Genomic DNA, 21,618 nt, shown 5'->3' with positions numbered 1-21,618 from the left:
CTCAAGCTGCTCCTGCAACTTCATTACATGGAAACCCAGTATGTACAGCGCTTTCATATTTGCCGGGTGGCAGGTGCCCAAATATAACCTCCTTATCATGTGTAATAATATATTAAATTATTTCATAATTAAAGGGGTTGGAAACTTAAGTCTAGAATGAATAAGAACCCACCTCTGGCGCTGCCTGGGTGGGTTCTTATTTGTCTTACCTTACAAATACAAATCGCCAGTTATGGTCTGCCGTACCGTTATCATCCCATTGTACAATGTTTGCGCCTGATGTCGTGGACATGCTATCCACGCCGAGCACCTTGCCGCTGTGGCGGTTGAGGATCTTGTAGCTGCCATTGCCCACAGGGACGAATTGCCAATCATGGTCTGCCGTGCCGTTGTCGTTCCACTGTATGGCTTTGGCCCCATTGGCGGTGGACATGTTCTCAATCCCGAGCACCTTGCCGCTGCGCATATTCGTCAGCTTATAATAGCCATTATTCAAACTGTCCACCCGCCATTCGTGATCTGTCGCACCAAAATTGTTCGATTGCAGGGCCTGTGCGCCGTCGGCTGTAGATGCGCCTGCTATGCCGATCATCAGACCGCTATGTTCGTTCTTCAGCGTGTACACGCGGCCGCTCTCAATATCAGATGGCTGCCCCCCGCCCGTAGAAGTGCCGAACTGCCAGTAATCCAAGTTGAACAGACGCTGATTATTTGCACCTTTAAACATAAAATACACATGATGAACGCCAGTCACACGGCTTACGGTAGTTTCTCTGAGGCTCCAAGTTTGATTGCCCCCTGTCGGATTAACCTGAAGCGTCCCGATGACCTGGCCTGTCGGACTGTCAAGCCGAATTTCGATTTGCCCTCCTACCGTCGAGGCCACATTTGCTTTGAAGCTCGTCGCGCCATTCGATCCAAAGTCAGCGTTGGCGACGGCGATCCAGTCGCCATTATGAATATCGGTTACGTTCATGTTTACGCTTGGCACCATGCCGCCTGGTGCCTGAGCAGCCTCTGTCAAAATGCCGCCCTGCCAGGCGATCGTCTCGGCTTCCGTCCGTACATACGGATTTAGATTTTTGATCTGCGAAACGCCTTTCATCGTTCCCTGAATCGGGTTGATTTCTCCATTGCCCGCATACGTTAGCTCATTGATATGAGGGGAACGATACCCCAATCCATCGCCAAGGATGGCTTTGCTCACAGTCTGGGCATGGTAGGCTATATACCACTTATTGTTGAATGAGAAGATGGAATGATGGTTATTGCCCCCGACGCCGAAAAACTCATACGGATTTTTTAAGATCGATTTTACATAAGTAAACGGCCCCATCGGGTTATCGCTCACCATGTAGGCAATTTCTCCAGGAGGAGGGGTTCCCGGCGGATGATTTCCGCCAAAGTTGGAGCAGTAGGAATAATAGTATTTGCCGTTATATTTGTGGATTCCCGAGTCTTCAAAAAAGAACGGAGCGTCAATGACCTGCGCGCTGCCTTCCGTATGAATCATATCATCGCTTAGTTTGATGACGCGGGCTGTCTTGGGACTCGCCCATTGCTGCTGCGTCGGATTGTTGCCGCCAGGAATTCCCCCGCCGAAATACAGATAGCCGGTGCCATTATCATCGACTAATACGGCCGGATCAAACAGCCATACAACGCCCGCAACGCCAGGTGTGTTCAAAGTGACCAGCGCTCGTCCAAGCGGATCTGTCCACGGCCCTATCGGGCTGTCCGCGGTAAGCACGCCAAGCCCTCCTGCACTATTGGAGAAATAGAGAAAGAATTTATCCTGTCCGTTGATCTTCTTATGAGCAGCCGCTGGTGCCCAGGAACCGCTGGCCCACTTGGCAATCCCGTTTGGTCCCGCGACGGGAATAGCGCCGTGATCCGTCCAGTTCACCATATCGTCTGAAGAAATGACATGGACTTTGTTCAAATTGCTGAACGAATTCGATTTGATTTTGCCGCTGCTATCGTATTCGTAAGCATCACTGGACATGTATAGATAGACCCTGCCGTTATAGGTCATCGCAAACGGGTCAGCCCCAAGCTTATGATCCATCAGCGGATTGCCGTTGCCAGGGGTTTTGGCGATCGCCGGCGTCTCTGCGTGCGCAGCCTGGCCTTGGAACATCCCTATTCCCAGCAGCATAAAGGTTAATAATACAGCTATGATTCTTTGGTTTGTTTTCATTACCATTTCCTCCCCATTGTTCAAAATAAAATGTGTGTGCATCCGCATTTCATAGATTCGTTATCGAACGAACGAAAATGTCCAGTTGTGATCCGCCGTGCCGTTATCGTCCCACTGCACGATTCTTGCGCCTGCCGTCTTGGACATGCCGTCCACGCCGAGCACCTTGCCGCTATGACGGTTCACCAATTTATAGCTGCCGTCCCCTACGGGAGCGAGCTGCCATTCATGATCCGCCGTGCCATTGTCATCCCATTGTATGGCGGAAGCGCCATTCGCCGTGGACATGTTCTCAACCCCCAGCACCTTGCCGCTGTGGATATTTGTCAGCTTGTAGTAGCCGCTGCTTAAGCGGTCAAACCGCCACTGATGATCCGCACTGCCATTATCGTTCCATTGGACGGCTTGTCCTCCGTTCGCCGTGGACATGCCGGAAATACCGATAACCATGCTGCTGTGCGCATTCCTCAGCTTATACACCGATCCGCTTTGTACAGGTGACTGCGGCGACTCACCCGATCCCCCTGTCCCCGTCATCCGGTTCTCGATTCTAAAATAATCGAAATCCACATACCCGCCAGCCGATTGCGTTGCATAGTTAAATAAGGCAAACCGGTATCCCATAAAATGCGGCAGGGTATAGCTCATTTGCAGCGTGTTGCCAATAGCTGTCCAGCGGTTGCCATCCAGGCTGTAATAGAAGTAGGCTTTGTCGGTATTATTTTTAAAATCCATTTCCACTTTGAAATGCACTGTGTTCTGCGCAAGCGGCACACTCGCGACTTCCACAGGGGCTGTCCCGCTTCCGTTGACCATGATGATGGATTTGGAATTCCCGGACATTTTTACGCCGACGAATCCGTAGTTTTTCTGCAACGCGGCAAGCCCTGCATAGTCCCCGCTTTTCATCCGGCTTACATCGAGGGCAATCCGTCCAGAGCTTTCCGGCCCGATGCTTCTTTGTGTCAGTGAGTTGCGCGCGTCCAAAATGCCCGTGCTGGTCCGTCCGGTCTTCAGCCGCATAAATCCCGGGCGCTCGGTTAGAGACCAAAGATTGTTGTCGGGATTGTGATTCCACTGCCATACGAGCGGAAGCCGGGTTTGATCGAAATCATCGGAAGCCACGATCTTATGATTGGAATTCATCCCGGGAACAGGCATTGGCATTTGCGCGGGAATCTGGCCATTCACGCCGAATACTGGCCAAGCATTCTGCCAGGAAACTGGAACAAGGAAGGGTGTGCGCCCTACAGATCCATGATCCTGGAAGAGCATGCCGTACCATTTGCCATCCGGCGTATCCACGATTCCGCCTTGAGCGACGCCAGCAAAATCCAGAGCAACCCGCCCTTCATAAGGCCCCGTAATGCGATCCGCTCTAAAAACCAATTGCGTTCGGCCTTTTCCCTGCGGCCAGGTGATCAGGAAGATGTAATACTTGCCGTTTATTTTTTGAATATGCGCTCCCTCGGCCGGGAGCCCGACATTAGGACCTGCCACCAGGCTGGCATTGGGAATAATGACCTGATTTAACCCGCCCGGCTTTACGGCGCTGGCATCCGCAGTGAGCTCAGTAAGGCGAATATCGCCACCGCCATGAACAAGGTACACCCTGCCGTCATCATCGAACAGCAAAGACATGTCATGGTAAAAGCCGATCGTGGAGCGCGTCCATGGCCCTTTTTCAATATCCTGCGTCTTGTAGATGAATGTATTGCCCGCTGTGCTGGAGGAAAAAACCACATAATAGGTGCCGTTGTGATATCTTAAACTGCTGGCCCATGAGCCTTTGCCATACTCATTCTGACCATTCCTCAGCGCCTGTGCGTCTGAATCCCCTAGCGTATCGTATACATAATTGACGATTTCCCAATGGACAAGATCATAGGATTTCATGATCGGCACGCCGGGGTTCATATGCATCGTCGTACTTGTCATATAGAAGGCATTCCCCACTCTAATGACATCCGGGTCCGGCACATCGGCCCACAGGATAGGATTCTCAAACGAATTCTGATCCTCTGCTGCATGCAAGCCGGGAGATAGGAATACCGCCATCAATGTAAGCGTTGCCAAAACCAAGCAAAATTTTTGCCTCATCTCTGATCATCTCCTTTCTTGTAACATTTAACTGGACATTCACCGAATCTTAATCCCCCCTTTCGACAAAAGTTCGCGCGATCTGCCTCCCTCCAGATCAAATCTAGCAATTAATTACATTTTTTCAAGTTCATTTTATGATCATTTCTCTGAAATCTAAATGGAATTTCTTGTGAATTTATTGTACTTTCTTTTTTGCAGTAACCCGACAGACTCCTGTATCTTACTATTGGAGAAATACTAATATTTCTGGGGAAAGCGCTTTAATTTACTCAACTCCTGCTGTGTTATGATATAGCCAAATGATGAATAAACGGAGGTTGACATTATGTCTGCGAACCAATTAGGTGCTTTTTATACGAAAGAATACAGGAACCTGTTCAAGGAGCTCGGCTATTCCGAAACGGAAATTGAAGCCAGGCTGGAGCAGGCATGGAACGATCTGTTCTATGGAGAGCCGGATGTGCGGATCTATCACCCGATGGGTGACGATAAAGGCTATATTCTCGATACCGGCAATTTGGACGTGCGGACAGAGGGCATGTCTTACGGGATGATGATGGCTGTGCAAATGAATAAGAAAGAAGAGTTTGACCGGCTGTGGAATTTCTCGAAGACATTTATGCAGCATAAGGAAGGGCCCTACGCCAATTATTTTGCCTGGCATTGCAAGCCGGACGGAACCCGCATCTCCCAGGGTCCTGCACCGGACGGAGAGGAATTTTTCGCGATGGCCCTGTTCTTCGCGGCCAGCCGTTGGGGAGACGGGCCGGAGCCCTATAACTATTCCGAGCAGGCACGAACGATTCTAAGAGCATGCTTGCATCAGGGGGAAAACGGCGAAGGCGATCCGATGTGGGACCCGGAAACGAAACTGATCAAGTTCATACCGGAATCGACATTTAGTGATCCGTCATATCATCTTCCTCATTTCTACGAGTTGTTTGCCCTGCTGGCCGACGAGCGGGATATGAAGTTTTGGCGGGAGGCCGCCAAGGCCAGCCGGGCTTACCTGCATACGGCATGCCATCCGGAATCTGGCCTCGCTCCAGAATATGCGAATTATGACGGTACGCCGGCAGAGCCGCAGCCGCATGGCGACTTCCGTCATTTCTACAGCGATTCCTACCGGGTGGCCGCCAATATCGCCCTGGATTGGCTATGGTTCCGCCAGGATCCCTGGCAGGTCGAGCAGTCCAACCGGATTCAGGCATTTTTCCGGGACATCGAGGTTTCCGACTATCGCCGCTACACCATTGACGGGAAGCCGTTCGATGAGCCAGCGCTGCATCCGATCGGCCTTCTGGCGACCAATGCAGCGGCTTCCCTGGCCGCCGACGGCCCGGACGCGGAGCATTTTGTCCGCCTGTTCTGGGACACGCCGCTTCGTACCGGCGACCGCCGCTATTATGACAACTGCCTGTACTTCTTCAGCCTGCTGGCGTTGAGCGGGAATTATCGGATTTACTAATTGCGGTGACTGGCAGCAATCCAAGATACAAAGGCAGGACCACTATGCGTTGTCCTGCCTTTTATCCTTCTTGATCAATTCCAAAATCCATGCCTCTCCTTATCTTCATCCACCCTATTTTCTTGTTTCCGGTATTTGATATAATCTACTACAAGTTTTATAAGATATATGATCAGCAGCACTGAGACCCCATACGTTGGTAAAATGTGTACCTCATACTGCTCTAGGGTTGTAAAGATTTTTAAGCGATATATATTGAATTCTACATCTGTGATTACAGCTTCTGTGAATTTAATCCTCCCTAATACCGCATACAAATGAACAGCCAGCTTAATACATGCTCCAAAAAGAATAATGAAGCTTCCTATTGCCGCCGACTGATTAAATCTAAATTTTCTCATGCAATCCCCCTTTAGATTCCATTTAAGTTCTCTAGACATCCACTCTTAAAGTCGTGAATTCCTGCCTTAGCAGGGACATTACAATTAGAGATTCGTACTGATCGCCATTCCTAATGCATTCTCTTAATATGCCCTCCTGCTTGAACCCTAGAGCTAAATAAAGCTGCTTCGCTCTCTCATTATATTCTTTCACATCCAGCCATACTCGATGAGCACTTAGCCCATCAAATACATATTGTAAAATCGCCTTGATGGCTTCTCTTCCATATCCTTTATTTTTCTCGGCAATGACAATTCGGACCAGCTCAATGCTATGGTGCGGGCTGTTGAGCCCTGCCAAGATCATATACCCCACCGGGTTCGCAGCCTCATCCTCAATAACTATATGCCTCTTATCCGAGTCGTGCAACGCGGCCATATGCTGGTCCCTGGGCCAAGGTATAATATAGGATCTGTTCTCATGATCGTTTTCAATCGCTAACACCATCTCTAAATCAGAAGCCATAGTTGGCCTATAGGTCAGCCTTTCGGATTTCAAAAACATACTAGAATTCATTCTCCTTGACCCCTCTTGAAATATAATATGTGCTCACTCATGAAATAACCCAGCCCTTGTTAGCTGTTATAATTTAGGCTGGGTCTACAGTGTGCTTATGAATCCTTGTTGAGAGCCTCTTTAATTTGCGGGATCGATAAGCCGCTCGATCTCAGTTCCTTAATGAAATGAATGCGCGCAACGGTTTCCTCTCTTTTATATCGGCGTGTCAGATTTTCCTCCGCCTGTGTGAAAGGCAGCATTCCCTCTTCTGTCTAAAATTTCAATGTACTATAGCGGGAAGCCGTAAGCCGTACTAATTCACCTATAGTTACGAACTCAGAGGCCAATATGGCCTCCATAGAACGCTGTCTGGACATGATTCAAGACTCCTTTAAATTAAGGGCTTCGGGATTAGACGCACACCATGGATCGGCACTCTCCCGTAAATGGCATGCGGAATCGCTTGATACACAATATTATCTATCTTAATTGTTGGAATCTGCCCTTCCTGCAGCACCGCAACAGTATGGCCTTTGGATTCCAACCGCTGTTTTACATCATAGCTGGATTGGAGAACATCGCCTCCAGGTCGATAAACACAGCCTGCGAGCGCTCCAGGATTGGAATCAAAAAATTCAAACCGCTGCCCGCTTGTGTCCTTACTGCCCCTTTTTTCATACGGAAAAATTGTTTCACTGCTAATTCAATGCCACGATGGATGCGGATGGGATACAAGGCTGTGGCCAACGAAGCACCTTGGTACAATTTATACATTCGGGCACTTACTATATCCAGTTCATTCCGAGAAAAAAAAAATCATGCATGCATCCGCTCTCGCGAAGAAGCCACAGCATGCAAATCGTCTCATCAGATACCGGGCCATCCTCCAGAATCTCAGCCCGGATACTCTCTGAAATCCTTGAATATTCCTGGATATCGCTGCGATATTCCTTGATACTAACGCCTGCAGAATGAAAATACAGGTCACACCCCAATAGATGGGGGATTTCCTCAAGCAGCCCCCATTCCTTAAGAGAGCCGGATACAGCCTGTTCTAGCTTTTTTAACGTTGATCCGGGAAGCATAGAGGCTCTTTTCAGCCAATCCCTCATATCCCATAATTTCTTAGCATTTTGGCGGGCTAAGGATTTTAAAATAATCTCCTGAAAAAGCATGGTATGAGATTGCTCCAGGACATCCTTCTTCAGAGCTAATTGATTCCCCCCGCGGCCCTCCATAATACCAAATGAGCGTATCGCTTCTGTCGCGCATCTCATACAACCCCTCCCCTTTTATTTTTTACAAGCCCATCTAGGGCAATTATACACATTTCCGGCACTTTCGGGATCAGCCTTCCGCATCGCCTAATGCTGAAGGTTGAGATAGGGGGTGGAGAGAATGATGATAAAAATACGAAACGCCCAAGCTTTGGAAAAGCCTGGACGTTGTTTGGCTGAACTGGTCAGCTTCTACTCACTCACAGATTTCAGCGCTAATTGCAGCTCCTCCTCCATGAGCTGTAGAGATTCTTGAACGGTCCGTTGCTCAGACAGTATTTCAGACATATATCTCGGTGAGATTTCATCAATCTTAGAGATCACTTCTGGAGGAAGTTCTCTTAACTCATTAATCAAAGTATTATTTACTCTTTCTAATTTATAAAAGGCTTTAATAGATTCCTCCTGATCCTCGTTAATTCTTGCTGGCAAATCAATAGTATTGATTTGCGGGAGTAGTCGAGCATAATCATTCCCAGAAACATACTTAATGAACTCCCATGCTCCCGCATTCTCTTTACTGCTTGATGGAATGGAAAATATCTCATTCATAGCAATCCCATTTCCCGTATCTGGTTGTTCAGCACTAATAGGAAGAGTAGTAATTCCCCATTCAAACTCAGCATCTTTTTCATCTAAAATTCGATATAAAGCTGAATCAGCAACTGCCATTGCAATATTACCTAAAAGGAATGGATTACTTTCCTTCTGGAGTTCTTCCAATTTTAATGATTCAATTTTTTCTACTTGATTAGGATCAAAGCAAACATGCGATTTAAAACAAGTGGTTACCTCATTAAAAACTTTGGTCCACGCCGGAGTATTTAAAGTGAATTTTTCATTACCGTAAATCGACAATCCATTACCTTCACCTATCGTTAAAGCCATCATAAAAAGGTTAGCTGCTTTTTTATGGTAAAATCCAAACTGCGGAAGCTGATCATCTTTAGAGTTTGGAAATTTATGTGCTAGTTCAAATACCTCGTCCCATGTCATAAAATCTTTAGGATATGGAATAAGATAATTATCAAAAATGTCTTTGTTATAATATAGAGCATCTCCAACAAATGTTGGGGTTAACCCATGAATTTTCCCTTGTCCATCTTTAAGAAAGTCGATGATAGCCGGTGAATAATTCGTAAGGTCGAAGTGGTCTTTTGTTATCATCTCATCAAGCGAAAGTAACTTTTCTGACTCTTGAAGTACGGAGTAAGATTCCATGGGGAGAGATAATAAATCTATATTTTCCTTTGCTATTAGTTCTTCAATTGTATCTGTCATATTAGTTCCAGGAGTTAAATTTTCGAAAATAGAGATGACTTCTAAAGAATAGTTTGGATGCGTTGCAATGAAAAAATTCCCGTATAATTGATTAAATATTTTCTCATTAAAAGCAAGTACTTTTAAGTTCCGTGTCTCCTCTATTTGTTCCGGTGCCTGACAACCAGATAGTGTGATTACAAGACTTAACAATAAGCATAACTTTTTCATTTTATATTTACCTCTCGTATTATAGATTCTTAAAAATGAAGGGCTGGTATATTCCAGCCCTTCATTTAAACCTATTTTGACATAAAACCTAAGGATTTCCAACCTAAATTTCTTAGCAACAAGAAATGTATTCTGACTCTAACCACTGGCTGCAGAAGGAGCAAACACCATCGCATAAGGAACCGAATACGTCACAAGTAACCGTGGGTTGAATTGGACTACATCCATAGTATTCACGATACTTAATTTTTCTGTCACCGCATGGATTACTTGTACAATTGTCTCTATAATCACAAGAATTATATGGCGCCGCCATAATTTTCACCTCCTCGTAGTTAAGATAATTTATAGACAAGGCATTCAGGCCCCGACTACCATAAATAGGTACCATATTGATTCAGGGTGTTCTTCATGAAAATTCAAGTTTTTTATCTGCATCTATATAATTTTTCGCTTGGGAATGAAACATATTGAAATAAACCCCTTCCTGTTGAATTAATTCACTATGTGTACCTATTTCTGCAACTTCCCCTTCCTTAAGGACAATGATTTTATCAGCATAAAGACAGCTTCCAAGTCGATGCGTAACAATAATTGAAGTTTTGCCATTACATATATCCATAAAAGAACTTAGAATATCTGCCTCTGTTAGAGGATCTATTGCTGCCGTAGGTTCATCTAACACTAAAATTTCAGATTCTTTATATAATGCTCTACTTAATGCGACCCGTTGCCATTCCCCTCCAGATAATTCAATACCGTCTTGCAATGTTTTTCCAAGTGGGGTAGCGTCATAATTTGGAAGATCACTAATAATATCCGATAATTTAGCATTGTTAATTACATTGCAATATTTTACTTTGTCGAATCCTTCATCTACCTGAGATAAAATTATATTTTCTTTAAAGGATAGATCGTATCTAAAAAAATCTTGAAACAAAACGCTAAGCTTCTTATTTTTTTCAGATCCAGCGAGTTTTCTCGAATCCACATCGTCAAATAAAATTTCACCATCTTGCGGATTATACAAGCCTATTAAGCATTTGACTAAAGTGCTTTTTCCAGAGCCATTATCACCAACAATAACAACCACTTCTTTTGAAGAAATTGTAAATGATATATTTTTCAATGCATACTTATCACTATTCGGATATTTAAAAGAAACATTTCTAAAAGTAATTCCTGATTCTAGTTTATTTTTAAACAATTTAGATTGCTGTTTGTCTTCCTCCAGATTCATGAACAAATTGTATTCACTTAAATATAAATTTTGACTAAAAAAGCCTCCTATTTCATTGGATAAAAATTGAATAGAATTAATACTCATTGAAAGCAATGAAGAAAATGCAACAAAATCACCAATTGTCATAGTGTTATTAATTTGTCCTATCCAAAGAAGGCCTATCATAAATAATGTGCTGACTGCCTGATTAATAGTAATATTGAAATTTTTCTTACCAGCAGCCTTTTTCTCCAATTCAAACTGTTCATCGGCCGTCTTCCAAAAAAAATTTTTCCATAAATTCGCTAAGTATTTGCCGTGATCGAAGATTCTTAATTCCTTTTGTACAACTTTATTACTAAAGAGACTAAAAAGATAATTACTTCTTCTATTCATATGAGTCTGCGACTGATTAAATAGGAAATGGCTTTTTGAAATACCTATATTGGTATATAAAGAGGGTAACAATAATATTATTAACAATAGTGCGAGTGACCAATGTAGTTTATATAAAAGTAGGGAGTAACCAATAAGCATAATAGAATACTTAAGTATACTTAATATGGAAGTAAGTCCAATCACAAATTTAGCTCCTAGACCACTTGTTACACGCTCTATAAGGTTATAATTTTCTGATTTTTCAAAATAAATATAAGGTATTTTCTTAAGTTTTTCGGAAATAGAAGAATCTATACTGAAGCTTAAATATTGGGTAAGCCGCGTTTTAATTAAAGACTTATAAGATAATATAATTTGGTTCATTAATAATAGAGTGAATTGTAATAATATGAAAAACAAAACTTGTGTGATAGGATTATTTCCCGAAAGGAAGAGAGCAATACTGTCTGTAAGTTTTTTTAGTAAATAGACTTGTGCTACAGGAATAAGTCCCTCAACAATGGTAATTAAGAAATAATATATAAGTTTAATGATTTGACCCTTTCCGACTAATTTAAATATCGAAAAATAAAGATAAAATTGGTTCATCCAGTTTCTCATAGCTTTAATCACTCGAGTAAATATATAAAGGATACTCATAAAAAACTTTCTCATCTATTAATAGCCTATATGTATAACTCCCTTCCTCTACAGCAGCAAATCTTGAATTTAAACAAGCCTCCATCCCTGGTACTGCTCCGTCAGGCCTGAAATTTTTAACATCTATGAATGAACTCCTAAATGCCACGATTTTGTCCGGTGAGTGCACTTCTACAACTGCTTCCGCAGAATTGAAATCTTTGGGCAAGATAAGCTTAATTAAAACATCTGTGACAATTGCAGCCGGGAATAACTTAACTTCCACAAGGTTTAAAACACTTTTAATTGAATGACTTCTTCTTAGTGGATGAAACTCAATATCTTCTGCAACTAGAATACATCCCTTTATCTCCATATTATTCCTCCGAATTATTACATGATATCTATTACATTTCGAGAAACTATAGCGCCTTTTTCAGAGCGATAATACATTTTAACTAGTCCATTAGTTTTTAATTCAGCTGAATTTACAAAATAAATCTTGTTATATTTCCATGATTTCTCTTTTAACTTAAATAACCAAGGGCTTGAAATAAATACAATATTTAAATCAATTGGGTTAGTATTTTTTAAATATTCATCGATTCTTTTAAACATTGGTGATTTATAGTCAAATACTAGTAAGTAAGGAACTAAATCTCCTTCATTCAATTTACTGAAAATTTTGGATTCAAACGACTTTGCTCTATGTCTTATGATTAAAGTAGTAATACTTATGACTACAATAAATAACATAAACATAATGAATAAAAGGTTATTGAACATTATCATGTATTTTCCTCATCATATTAAAAGTTACAATTGCATTTATCATATTTATTAATGCAATTGAAAAGCATACTACCGATATTCCGGTAACCATTTGAATTAGTGATAAATTATAATCCCAAATAAGATTAATAAAACATAAACTAATTAAAATAGAATTTCTCAATAGTGGCTTTCTATTTAAAATACTGTCTTTACCAAAACATGAACACGATATTGAACTCGTTTTTTTTCTTTTCAATAAAATAGTAAATGAAAAAAACAACAACAAGATTATCGTAAATATTTCCCGCCAAAAGTACAGTAAATCGAATAGAAAACTAAATGAAACAAAAAGTTCTGCGGCCAGTAGGCAATAAATACTTGGTTTTATTAAAATAGTTGGCACTAGCTTTAATTCGGTGATTTCTTGTTTAATATCAGTAATATCGACTGCTTTGAAATATAGCGAAATAATAAATACCAATCCGAAGACAACTTTGATAAAAAAAGATAATAGAAGCATGATCAAACGACCTTATTACAAAAATTTATTACATCAGTAATAAAAGGCGTAAAATGACTGTCTATGATATTTCCATTTTCATCAACAAGAAGTGCGGTAGGAGTTTTATAAATATTTATTCTGTCATAGGGCTTGGTATAAGAATAGACTTCAAACTCATATTTAAATTCCTTTCTTATTTCCTGGTTGTCATTGTCATTTCCATCAGTTATGAGATAAAAAGTATCTTTGCTATTTAACTCATTAAGATGCGGGATTAACTCGATACAATGCATGCAACTCAATGAGATAACTAAATAAATTGATTTTCTCCCTGATATATAATCGATATCAAAAGCTTGGATAGTAGTTAACTTTGAACTGTTTTCCTCCTTCTTTTGATCTCTAGCTAATTGAAGAATTTCGCTTAGACTTTTCAATTGCATCCCCTCCTAATTATTTGGTAGCAGCTTTCTTAACGGAATTTTAAGAAAATCATAAACGTATTCTGGTCCCAATATCTCAATATGTAAAACCTGTCCAATTTCATTTATTGTTATTCCTTTTGGGAAAGAGTAAATTTTTAATTCTTCATTAATGATTTCTTTGGCAAGTCGGTATACTCTCGGGGAATTATTGTAGTATTCGTCGAGTAACTGAAAGACATCATCAGTGGTATGAATGAATGAAACTATATTGATATGGGGATTTTTCGTAGCAAATGATTTAATGTTATTCATAGCTTCCTCACAAGAGGAACACTCAGTATCAAAAAAAGTAAGTATCAAATGTCGATTTATTATCAAATCATATAGATATACATCTTGGGCTTTATCAACTACCACATTGCTTATGAAATCGCCTACATTTAAATCTGCGCTTGTTGGTTTTTTTAAAAATTTATAGTGTGGTTTTTCTATCGATATTCTAGACATCGTATCCTCCTAATTTTTCTTCCCATAAACTTAATTCCTCCGCCGTTAATAGTAAAATTAAAAGAGTATTTTTTTATAATATGTTGCTTTAGAAGAAAGGCTGATCCTATCACCTCCTAATAACTATGTTTTTTCCTTATATTCCATATTTTATTATAATATAATACATTATGGTTTTTTATCTATATTTTATTTAAATTTTGATGCTTAATCTTTAAGGTAAGATGGATTTAGCCCCAAACCAACGTAGTAGTAATATAAAAATGACTCCTTTTATTCTTACAGGAGTCATTTTTATATAGTATTCTCTTTATTAGTAAAGTTGTTACTCACGAGTCTTGCTGCGGATCCACGGCGCCTAGAGAACCGGTTTGGGACGGAAGTAACGCCTCTTAATTTCATCTTATTGTTGATGCTCCTCGCAAGCCTCAATTGGCGAAGCCTGAATCAATGTGTTTTACTTCTTCGGAAAAAGATCTATTAGCGCTTCAGAGTTCACTCCGCCAAAGCACTAACATAAATATCCTCCGTGAATGAGAAGCAAACTTAATACATGATCATCTTCCATATTCCCTGTTTTAATTCAATATCCTTCCACAATTATACATCTCATTTCCAAAAAATACGCTTGGAAAGGAACTTAATAATTGTTAGTTCCTTTATTAACTTCGTTGTATTATGATATAATTATAAGTTATTGCATTAACCAACCATGGATTGCAAACAATTCGAATACACGGCAATTCTTAATGAAGGGGTTCCAACAATGAATGACAGCATACAGAATAAGCATCAAGGAATTGAAATTGGAGTTTACACTCTCGGCGATCTTGTACCTGATCCGCATCGAGGTCAAACCATCAACAGCCGGCAGCGGCTGTTGGATATGATTGAAGCGGCTAAGCTGGCTGATGAAGCCGGATTAGATATATTCGGAGTTGGCGAGCATCATCGTCTAGATTATGCGGCATCGTCAACCTCGGTGATTTTAGCGGCCATCGCACAAACTACAAAGCAAATTAAATTAACCAGCGCGACAACCGTTCTGACGACTACAGATCCGGTTCGACTGTTCGAGGAGTATGCCACACTAGACTTATTATCGAATGGACGGGCTGAAATTATAGGTGGGCGTGGGGCTTTCCTGGAGTCTTTTCCTCTGTTCGGCTATGACCTGAATGATTATGATGAACTGTTCATGGAGAACTTCGAGCTGTTCCAGCAGTTAAACCAACAGGAGAAGGTTTCCTGGCAAGGCAAATTTCGCGCTCCCCTTCAAGAAGCGGAAATTGCACCACGCCCCATCCAGACGCAAATTCCCATGTGGATCGGTTCAGGGGGGTCGCTGGTCAGCGCGGAACGGGCTGGAAAACTCGGAACCGGCATGGCTTTGGCGATCCTTGGCGGTGCTCCTAATCGATTTCAAGCTTTGGTAGAAGCATACCGTGCAGCTGGAAACGCAGCTGGCCACAAGCCATCCGATCTGAAGGTCGCTATTACAGGCCATGGTTACATTTCTGCTACAACGCAGCAGGCCAAAGACGAATATTATCCGTACTACGCCAATTATAGGCAATATGTAGATCGTCAGCTTGGAAAAACCAGCGCACCCCTGTCGCGCGAGGAGTTCGAACAAATGACCAGCCCGGAAACGGCCTTATTTGTAGGAGATCCGCAATTAATCATCGACAAAATAATGTATCAATACGAGCTATTTGGCCACCAGCGGTTCATGTTACAGCTTGATGTCGGCGGCATCCCCTTTTCTAATGTTGCACAAAGCATAGAACTGCTGGCGACAAAGGTTGCCCCGGTCGTTCGCCAACATACAAGCAAAGCAGTTGCAGAGCCACGCACCTGACCTATAACATTATGCGATAAAGGAATGATTCGATGTCGGATACGAAGCTAGAACCTAAAGCACTGGATATTTTAAAAGAAAAAATTCAATTAATCCAGACCGAGGAAGGCGGCATTTACCTCGTTGGACCGATCAAGCTGCCCGTTGACCTGGACGGTGAGAACGTCATTTTCCAATGGTACTGCTGGCTCAGCCGCTGCCAAGTCACAGATAATTTTCAGGAAATCATCGATCAGCTGTCCTCCGCAAGCTTAGCGGAATACCAGCAGTCAAGCGTACTCGTGTACGGCGACTTCAAAAATGCCGACGAAGCCTTGATCCGCATGCATTCGATCTGCCACACAGGCGACATCTTCGGCAGCCAGAAATGCGATTGCGGTTACCAGCTGAAGAAATCCATGAAGAACATTGTGGAGCACGGGACAGGCGCGCTGTTCTACCTGGCCAACCATGAGGGACGCGGCATTGGATTATTCAGCAAAGCGATGGCCTACGTGCTGCAAGAGAACGGATACGACACCGTTGAAGCTAATTTAAGCCTCGGCTTCGTTGACGATTCCAGAAGCTACACCGATGCGCTAAGCGTGCTGCGAACTCTTCGCACCAAGCCTGTAACGCTCATGACCAACAATCCTAAGAAGCTCGAAGCCCTGCAAAAAGCCGGCCTCGCCTTATCTGGAAGAGAACCGATTTGGGGCGGAGAATCAGCCTTCAACGAGTTCTATTTGCAGACCAAGGTGCAGCGTTCGGGGCATTTGGAGGAATAGGATTTTATAACCCTATAAGCGTGGATATAACATGACCCGTCCTTAGATTGCTTATCTATGATCGGGTCGTCTTTTTTCACTTTGCCTCAGTTACCTCAAAAAGTTAATTTCCCTTAGAAATTCTTCTGTATCCAGCAGTGTTCTTTGATAGGGTCGATTATCATAGTTCCCACAGTTAAAAAAAACATGCCCTAACCGCCGATTTGGCGTTCTTTATATGGGTTAGCATGTTTGCGCCGGACGCTATAGAATCTCATCGCTGCAGGGAGGCCTTTAATTTCAAGGGTGCCGTTATAAATCAGCTCTCTCAACCGATATTCGAAATACGAGTCCCCCACATATTGCTCGCAATAACCTATCGCCTCTCCGATCAGGCGGGCTGCTTTAAGAAAACCATGATCACCGGCGGGTGGCTTTAGCTTGTCCAGCTTGTCCAGCAGATATGAATCATAATAATCTGCAGGTACTCCGAGCACTGCACCTTCCCGCCAAATGCGCAGGGTCGAGGTTTGCTCCGAGATTGCCTGCCATTCCTGCACTAATCGCATCAGGTCAGCATGGCTCAGTGGGCTGCTATCTTCGATGCGGCGGAGTGCTTCCTGGAGCTTGTCAGACGGGATTTCCCCCGAATGCCTGTATTCCATTCTGGCATCTGGTCCGTTATAGAGCTCTTCACAAATTGCGCAAGCGTTGCACACCGTTAACGTATTGCGTTTGCTCTGCAGCAGATGAACCGCATGCCGCATTCCTGCCTGCTCGCAGGCGTTGCTGCTGGTCCAGACAATGATTTTCGCTTGTTCAGGAATATTCGCCAGCTTGTCTACAAGCATGCTGTACTCTTCTTCAACTTCCACATCGTCCTCGAAAGAATCCGTTATATGATCCCGGAACCATTCACGGCGGGCCGCCCTGCCTTTCGGGGAGTCCAACTCGCCCAAAGGACCAATGGCGTAATTCTCCCTCAAGGTAATCACCTTATGCGTCTCTGCCCAACCGAGCTCTTTCAGCGCATATTTCATACTTCCCGCAAAAGAATCACCGATCACGATATGAACATGGGTGCAAGCCGGAACAGGATCCCAGAAGCCTCTTTGCTGCTGAAGCCCCATCAGTCCATCATAAAGCTCAAGCAGCTTCGTGATCGAATCTTCACTAGGCTCGCCCTGATCCCGCAGCCGCTTGATTTCCGCTAGTATAAAACCCAAATACGACCGCAGTTCTGCGTGTCCCAGGGAATCTATAGCCTTCTTAATCGATTGTAGATCTTCCATTTCAGTTCTCTCCCAAACCGGTTTTTATGCTATAAGCAAGCCTATACAGATCAGCGATGTCGAATCGACCGATCGATTCGAATCTTCTAACCGCATCGTCTAAACTAACTTCTTCCACGGAGACAACCATCTCACCGTCAGCCGGATTCAGCGGCTCCGAAACGATCCTTACTTCTCCCAGGCCCATCAATCTAATAAAATTGGGATGAGGGATATGCGGCCGATATGGCTCCTCTGCACTGGAATAGCAATAGAAGTGCCCAAACACTTCAAAGTTGCTTATCTCCGCACCTAACTCCTCAAGCATTTCCCTTCTTAAACACTCGAAATAGCTCTCCCCAGGTTCCATCGTTCCGCCCGGCAGCTCCCATCGGCCATTATCCAATTGCATGACCACACACTTTGAGCCAATAAACGGAATCATGCTTATATTGCTCACCAAAGCCTCATCGAAATCCTTGCCAAGCTTGAATTGGCTAGACACTTGTTTCCAGTGGATAGGCTTTTTCAATGCAGGTACGTTATCCAAGTAATTAGCGATAGGCTTTTTTATGTGTTGTTCCATTGAATTCACCCTCCGATTACTTTAGAAAATAACAATTCCAGAATACCCGGTTCATACTCTTGCGGGTAAATCAATACTGATAGAACTACAGTAATTATTAAGATTACCACCCACAAAAAAAGCTTCAGCGCTTTTTTTAGCCGTTTAGATTGATACAAACAAATAACGATGATCAAACTGTTCATAAAGAAAATCCCTGGCAAATACGCAATTCGCCCTAAACCTCATATTTCCCATCCTCATCGTAAATACATATGTTATAACAAACAATGTATTATGAAACAACCCGGCCTTAGATATTTCTTAATCCAGGTCGGGTCATGTGTTGTATCGTAATATATTTTTCACTATTAAATCTATTTCCTTATAATTCTTCCGTTTATGTTATACTTTTCCCTAATGTTCATGTTCGGCATGTTCATTTTGGCGCTTCTTACCTACATGAAAAAGAAATAGACCGCCCTGCCTAAGGTTACGGTCTATTTCGACCACCACTTAGCGGCCGACTGCTCTTTATGCAGTTATTGTACTTTGGAGCCGTGTTGCTGCACGGCTCCTTACTTATTCTTACCTCAGTATAACTCATTTTATAACGTTTTTATAGGATTTTGTTTGTTTTTATTGTGGCCTTCCCCTCCTCGGAGAACGAACCAAAATGTTCTGTACATATACCCAGCCCCGGATATTCCTATCCTGGATTGGGTCTTGCATGATCCAGATATCAGGCATTTCCGGAATAGACTGGCACACAGCATCGAACAACGCAATACTCTACAGTAGTCTATGGTAAAAAGGAGTGCTCCGATGAAAGGGAAATCATCTTTTGATTATATCGTTATAGGTACAGGACCAGCAGGCGCAGTCATCGCCAAAACGCTTACAGATGATAAGAAAACTTCTGTACTCGTCATCGAAGCGGGCGAAAATCATGATAAAGACAAACCCATTATGGATTCAAGCTTTGCTCTGGAACTGGAGGAGAACTTTTTCCCCAATTACTTCTGGCAAGGAGAAGGCATCCCTCAAGAGAACCTGGATGATCGATCTTTTGAATGGACAACCGGCCGCCTCTCCGGCGGCGGATCTTCCATTAACGGTGAGCAGTATGTGCGTCCAACCACAGCGGTGCTTAGAGAGTGGGAACAGTTACTCGGCCCCATTTGGTCCCCGGATAAAGCCATTCGTCGATTTAAACGACTAGAAAATTATAATGGTGAAACCGATAACGTTGAGGCGCGCGGGTTTCACGGAAGAATAGACATCAGGCAAGCGCCTTCGGAACCAACGCCCCTGGCGGATAAGCTCGTCCTCGCCATTGAGCAAGCCACCGGATTTCCTAGCATTCTTGACTACAATGATCCTGATACTCCACTCGGTCCATTCACCCGCTGGCAATTGTATCAAAAGCCAAATGGAGACCGGGAAAGCTCGTCAACCGCTTTTCTGTCCTCCGATATCGTGACATCCTCTGGCCGAGGCAAGAATGGACGTAAACTAACCGTTTACTATAAGACAACAGCCCTTCGCGTGCTTTTTGACCGCAAACGGGCTATAGGCGTAGAGTTATTAAAAGAAGGGAAGTTCATTAAAGTATATTCGCGAAAAAAAGTGATCATTTCAGCAGGAATCAATAGTGCCCAATTGTTAATGCTATCGGGGATAGGACCCGCCAAATCGCTAAAAGCAGCGGGAATACCTGTCATTGTTCATAATCCGAACGTAGGCCAAAGACTAAAAAATCACACATTAAACTCCGCGGTATTTACAACGAACCCCGATGATGCTGCACTGCCTTCCAATGATTCGGATGCGCTATACACAGGAGGAGCCTTTTTGCCTGACCCCACTGGAACAAAACCTGACCGTAGAGCCGTACAACTGATTGGAATCGGTTCGGATGGCATGTTAACCATCGCGATTCTATATTTGCGGCCTAAGAGCCGGGGATCGATTACCATTCAAAATAATGATCCGCTAAACATTGTGTTGGCTGATGAAGGATTTCTGTCAGATCCAAGAGACATGGAAGCAGTTAAAAATATTTATAAAATATATATCAAAAAAATTGCAGCCGAACTGGCAAGCGTAGATCCTTCTATCCGTCTCGTAACACCGAGTTTGGATGTTATAGATGATGATATGCAGCTAGAACAATTTATTAAGGAAAACTTCGATCATAATCATCACCAGCAGAGCTTCCTTCGGATGGCCCCAAGGAACAAGGGCGGAGTCGTTGATCGTCTAGGAAATGTGCACGGGGTAAAGGATTTAATCGTCGCCGACGCCTCCCTCATTCCATTTACGGTGGACGGCAATACTTCTGCCGCTGCGTTCCTTATCGGATATACGATTGCTAATCAATTACGTAATCGTTCTAAAATTGCGGAACGGGCCGAAGAATAATGATAAGGCTAGGTATATAAAATCTACCTTCCATCACGAGATCCTACAATAATGCGTCCTCAATAATGATCTCTATAGCAATCGATACAAGTAAAATTACAATGGCATACACAATTCCCCATCCTGAGGTCCCGCCTTTTTGGATAGCTAGATTACGGCGTACTTCAGGGTCACTATGATATTGCATGATCTTATCAATCGCTTTTTTAGATTTTTTGTAATACATTTCATTAGCCAGGATCGAGATCCCTATACCTACTCCCGCATATCCAAAACTCGATTCTGAACCTAGCAGCATTAAAAAAATGGACATCAGCGATAAAACTCCAATATACATTGCGCACTCCGCGTACATTTTTCGATATCCAAACCAAATTGGCTGAGAGGATGGAACCGGCGCAAGTCCGACAATACAGTTCCCGCGGAGTTCATTGTTTGCAGATAGTAGCGATTCTCGTCCTTGATATAGCGAGTCAAAATCATGTTACCGTCTCGGGAAGGAATCATCGAGTGGATTTGATCGCTCTCGTTCCTTTTCACCCATACTAGTTCTCCGACTCGGTTTATTTTCGCGTTGACCGCCAAAGAGCCACTGATTTCAGAACTGCTCATCCTCCCGGCAACGATGACCGAACCATCAGGCAGAGCGACTACGTCACGGAATGCGGCCCATGTCCCGATTAAATAAGTGTTCGACCACAGCACCTCACCAATTCCATTATTGAAAAGGAGTACGTTAATGAAAATCCCCCGAAACGCTTATTTTTCTGGCTCAAACTTCATGAAGCGGGTATGAATCCCTTCTAATTATTTATATTTATATAGT

At 43.0% G+C, this 21,618-nt stretch carries 23 protein-coding genes; 5 read left to right on the top strand and 18 right to left on the bottom strand.

What is annotated here, in order from left to right; translation table 11 throughout:
• Positions 1-205 precede the first annotated feature (205 nt).
• Both QNH46_RS02735 and QNH46_RS02730 read right to left on the bottom strand, forming a co-directional pair.
• Positions 206-2,158 (bottom strand): carbohydrate-binding protein, encoded by a 1,953-nt coding sequence (locus tag QNH46_RS02735; RefSeq protein WP_283928331.1) that lies wholly within the window; start codon positions 2,156-2,158, stop codon positions 206-208.
• A gap of 102 nt (positions 2,159-2,260) precedes the next feature.
• On the bottom strand, positions 2,261-4,300 hold the full coding sequence (locus QNH46_RS02730) for a beta-xylosidase family glycoside hydrolase (protein ID WP_347342950.1): 2,040 nt from the start codon (positions 4,298-4,300) through the stop codon (positions 2,261-2,263).
• 328 nt (positions 4,301-4,628) lie between these two features.
• Between QNH46_RS02730 and QNH46_RS02725 the strand changes: the two genes are divergently transcribed.
• Positions 4,629-5,771, top strand: a complete 1,143-nt coding sequence (locus QNH46_RS02725) for a family 8 glycosyl hydrolase (protein WP_283926817.1) — start codon at positions 4,629-4,631, stop codon at positions 5,769-5,771.
• Positions 5,772-5,845: 74 nt separating this feature from the next.
• Here the strand turns inward: QNH46_RS02725 and QNH46_RS02720 are convergent, their stop codons facing one another.
• The 12 genes from QNH46_RS02720 to QNH46_RS02670 all read right to left on the bottom strand — a co-directional run bounded on the left by QNH46_RS02720 (position 5,846) and on the right by QNH46_RS02670 (position 13,925).
• Entirely contained in the window at positions 5,846-6,172 is a 327-nt protein-coding gene (locus tag QNH46_RS02720) for a hypothetical protein (RefSeq protein ID WP_283926816.1), read from the bottom strand.
• Between the two features lie 31 nt (positions 6,173-6,203).
• The gene (locus QNH46_RS02715; RefSeq protein ID WP_283926815.1) at positions 6,204-6,677 is read right to left on the bottom strand and encodes a GNAT family N-acetyltransferase; all 474 of its coding nucleotides are present in this window, start codon (positions 6,675-6,677) and stop codon (positions 6,204-6,206) included.
• 146 nt (positions 6,678-6,823) lie between these two features.
• Positions 6,824-6,970: a MerR family transcriptional regulator gene (locus QNH46_RS02710; protein WP_283926814.1), complete on the bottom strand. Its 147-nt coding sequence runs from the start codon at positions 6,968-6,970 to the stop codon at positions 6,824-6,826.
• Between the two features lie 292 nt (positions 6,971-7,262).
• The gene (locus QNH46_RS02705; RefSeq protein WP_283926813.1) at positions 7,263-7,484 is read right to left on the bottom strand and encodes a hypothetical protein; all 222 of its coding nucleotides are present in this window, start codon (positions 7,482-7,484) and stop codon (positions 7,263-7,265) included.
• 11 nt (positions 7,485-7,495) lie between these two features.
• Positions 7,496-7,987, bottom strand: a complete 492-nt coding sequence (locus QNH46_RS02700) for a hypothetical protein (RefSeq protein WP_283926812.1) — start codon at positions 7,985-7,987, stop codon at positions 7,496-7,498.
• Positions 7,988-8,179: 192 nt separating this feature from the next.
• Positions 8,180-9,478 carry an ABC transporter substrate-binding protein gene (locus QNH46_RS02695; RefSeq protein WP_283926811.1) on the bottom strand — a complete coding sequence of 433 codons (1,299 nt, stop codon included), beginning with the start codon at positions 9,476-9,478 and terminating at the stop codon, positions 8,180-8,182.
• Between the two features lie 409 nt (positions 9,479-9,887).
• Complete coding sequence (locus QNH46_RS02690; RefSeq protein ID WP_283926810.1) at positions 9,888-11,753, bottom strand: ABC transporter ATP-binding protein; 1,866 nt, start codon at positions 11,751-11,753, stop codon at positions 9,888-9,890.
• On the bottom strand, positions 11,704-12,093 hold the full coding sequence (locus QNH46_RS02685; protein ID WP_283926809.1) for a hypothetical protein: 390 nt from the start codon (positions 12,091-12,093) through the stop codon (positions 11,704-11,706). The genes QNH46_RS02690 and QNH46_RS02685 overlap by 50 nt, the downstream gene beginning before the upstream one ends.
• Positions 12,094-12,110: 17 nt before the next feature.
• Positions 12,111-12,389, bottom strand: a complete 279-nt coding sequence (locus QNH46_RS02680; RefSeq protein WP_283926808.1) for a hypothetical protein — start codon at positions 12,387-12,389, stop codon at positions 12,111-12,113.
• Between the two features lie 103 nt (positions 12,390-12,492).
• Complete coding sequence (locus QNH46_RS24510) at positions 12,493-13,011, bottom strand: MauE/DoxX family redox-associated membrane protein (protein ID WP_430691875.1); 519 nt, start codon at positions 13,009-13,011, stop codon at positions 12,493-12,495.
• A 2-nt stretch (positions 13,012-13,013) separates the two neighbouring features.
• The gene (locus QNH46_RS02675; RefSeq protein WP_283926807.1) at positions 13,014-13,430 is read right to left on the bottom strand and encodes a TlpA family protein disulfide reductase; all 417 of its coding nucleotides are present in this window, start codon (positions 13,428-13,430) and stop codon (positions 13,014-13,016) included.
• A gap of 12 nt (positions 13,431-13,442) precedes the next feature.
• A complete protein-coding gene (locus tag QNH46_RS02670) occupies positions 13,443-13,925 on the bottom strand; it encodes a hypothetical protein (protein ID WP_283926806.1) in 483 nt (160 codons plus the stop codon).
• A 766-nt stretch (positions 13,926-14,691) separates the two neighbouring features.
• Here QNH46_RS02670 and QNH46_RS02665 point away from each other — a divergent pair.
• The gene (locus QNH46_RS02665; protein WP_283926805.1) at positions 14,692-15,786 is read left to right on the top strand and encodes an LLM class flavin-dependent oxidoreductase; all 1,095 of its coding nucleotides are present in this window, start codon (positions 14,692-14,694) and stop codon (positions 15,784-15,786) included.
• Positions 15,787-15,818: 32 nt separating this feature from the next.
• Positions 15,819-16,553, top strand: a complete 735-nt coding sequence (locus QNH46_RS02660) for a GTP cyclohydrolase II (protein ID WP_283926804.1) — start codon at positions 15,819-15,821, stop codon at positions 16,551-16,553.
• Positions 16,554-16,744: 191 nt separating this feature from the next.
• Here QNH46_RS02660 and QNH46_RS02655 read toward each other — a convergent pair whose 3' ends face one another.
• Both QNH46_RS02655 and QNH46_RS02650 read right to left on the bottom strand, forming a co-directional pair.
• Complete coding sequence (locus QNH46_RS02655; protein WP_283926803.1) at positions 16,745-17,824, bottom strand: DUF1835 domain-containing protein; 1,080 nt, start codon at positions 17,822-17,824, stop codon at positions 16,745-16,747.
• Between the two features lies 1 nt (position 17,825).
• Positions 17,826-18,389 (bottom strand): NUDIX hydrolase, encoded by a 564-nt coding sequence (locus QNH46_RS02650; protein ID WP_283926802.1) that lies wholly within the window; start codon positions 18,387-18,389, stop codon positions 17,826-17,828.
• 381 nt (positions 18,390-18,770) lie between these two features.
• On the opposite strand from QNH46_RS02650, the gene QNH46_RS24505 reads away from it, so the two are divergent.
• Complete coding sequence (locus tag QNH46_RS24505) at positions 18,771-18,845, top strand: putative holin-like toxin (protein ID WP_430219224.1); 75 nt, start codon at positions 18,771-18,773, stop codon at positions 18,843-18,845.
• 348 nt (positions 18,846-19,193) lie between these two features.
• Positions 19,194-20,792 carry a GMC family oxidoreductase gene (locus tag QNH46_RS02645; RefSeq protein ID WP_283926801.1) on the top strand — a complete coding sequence of 533 codons (1,599 nt, stop codon included), beginning with the start codon at positions 19,194-19,196 and terminating at the stop codon, positions 20,790-20,792.
• 43 nt (positions 20,793-20,835) lie between these two features.
• Here the strand turns inward: QNH46_RS02645 and QNH46_RS02640 are convergent, their stop codons facing one another.
• Positions 20,836-21,129: a hypothetical protein gene (locus QNH46_RS02640; protein WP_283926800.1), complete on the bottom strand. Its 294-nt coding sequence runs from the start codon at positions 21,127-21,129 to the stop codon at positions 20,836-20,838.
• Positions 21,105-21,497, bottom strand: a complete 393-nt coding sequence (locus QNH46_RS02635; RefSeq protein ID WP_283926799.1) for a hypothetical protein — start codon at positions 21,495-21,497, stop codon at positions 21,105-21,107. Before QNH46_RS02635 ends, QNH46_RS02640 begins: the two co-directional genes overlap by 25 nt.
• Between the last annotated feature and the right edge of the window lie 121 nt (positions 21,498-21,618).

Source organism: Paenibacillus woosongensis (assembly GCF_030122845.1).
Classification (GTDB): domain Bacteria; phylum Bacillota; class Bacilli; order Paenibacillales; family Paenibacillaceae; genus Fontibacillus; species Fontibacillus woosongensis_A.
The sequence above is the reverse complement of the archived record's forward strand: the minus strand, read 5'-3'. Positions and strand labels throughout refer to the sequence as shown.

Coding starts and splice junctions, on each gene's coding strand:
- QNH46_RS02735 (WP_283928331.1), bottom strand. CDS start 2,158: ATGCTGCTGGGAATAGGGATGTTCCAAGGCCAGGCTGCGCACGCAGAG.
- QNH46_RS02655 (WP_283926803.1), bottom strand. CDS start 17,824: ATGGAAGATCTACAATCGATTAAGAAGGCTATAGATTCCCTGGGACAC.
- QNH46_RS24510 (WP_430691875.1), bottom strand. CDS start 13,011: ATGCTTCTATTATCTTTTTTTATCAAAGTTGTCTTCGGATTGGTATTT.
- QNH46_RS02685 (WP_283926809.1), bottom strand. CDS start 12,093: ATGGAGATAAAGGGATGTATTCTAGTTGCAGAAGATATTGAGTTTCAT.
- QNH46_RS02725 (WP_283926817.1), top strand. CDS start 4,629: ATGTCTGCGAACCAATTAGGTGCTTTTTATACGAAAGAATACAGGAAC.
- QNH46_RS02695 (WP_283926811.1), bottom strand. CDS start 9,478: ATGAAAAAGTTATGCTTATTGTTAAGTCTTGTAATCACACTATCTGGT.
- QNH46_RS02670 (WP_283926806.1), bottom strand. CDS start 13,925: ATGTCTAGAATATCGATAGAAAAACCACACTATAAATTTTTAAAAAAA.
- QNH46_RS02700 (WP_283926812.1), bottom strand. CDS start 7,987: ATGAGATGCGCGACAGAAGCGATACGCTCATTTGGTATTATGGAGGGC.
- QNH46_RS02690 (WP_283926810.1), bottom strand. CDS start 11,753: ATGAGAAAGTTTTTTATGAGTATCCTTTATATATTTACTCGAGTGATT.
- QNH46_RS02650 (WP_283926802.1), bottom strand. CDS start 18,389: ATGGAACAACACATAAAAAAGCCTATCGCTAATTACTTGGATAACGTA.
- QNH46_RS02660 (WP_283926804.1), top strand. CDS start 15,819: ATGTCGGATACGAAGCTAGAACCTAAAGCACTGGATATTTTAAAAGAA.
- QNH46_RS02640 (WP_283926800.1), bottom strand. CDS start 21,129: ATGTATATTGGAGTTTTATCGCTGATGTCCATTTTTTTAATGCTGCTA.
- QNH46_RS02710 (WP_283926814.1), bottom strand. CDS start 6,970: ATGCTGCCTTTCACACAGGCGGAGGAAAATCTGACACGCCGATATAAA.
- QNH46_RS02665 (WP_283926805.1), top strand. CDS start 14,692: ATGAATGACAGCATACAGAATAAGCATCAAGGAATTGAAATTGGAGTT.
- QNH46_RS02715 (WP_283926815.1), bottom strand. CDS start 6,677: ATGGCTTCTGATTTAGAGATGGTGTTAGCGATTGAAAACGATCATGAG.
- QNH46_RS02645 (WP_283926801.1), top strand. CDS start 19,194: ATGAAAGGGAAATCATCTTTTGATTATATCGTTATAGGTACAGGACCA.
- QNH46_RS02720 (WP_283926816.1), bottom strand. CDS start 6,172: ATGAGAAAATTTAGATTTAATCAGTCGGCGGCAATAGGAAGCTTCATT.
- QNH46_RS02705 (WP_283926813.1), bottom strand. CDS start 7,484: ATGTATAAATTGTACCAAGGTGCTTCGTTGGCCACAGCCTTGTATCCC.
- QNH46_RS02730 (WP_347342950.1), bottom strand. CDS start 4,300: ATGAGGCAAAAATTTTGCTTGGTTTTGGCAACGCTTACATTGATGGCG.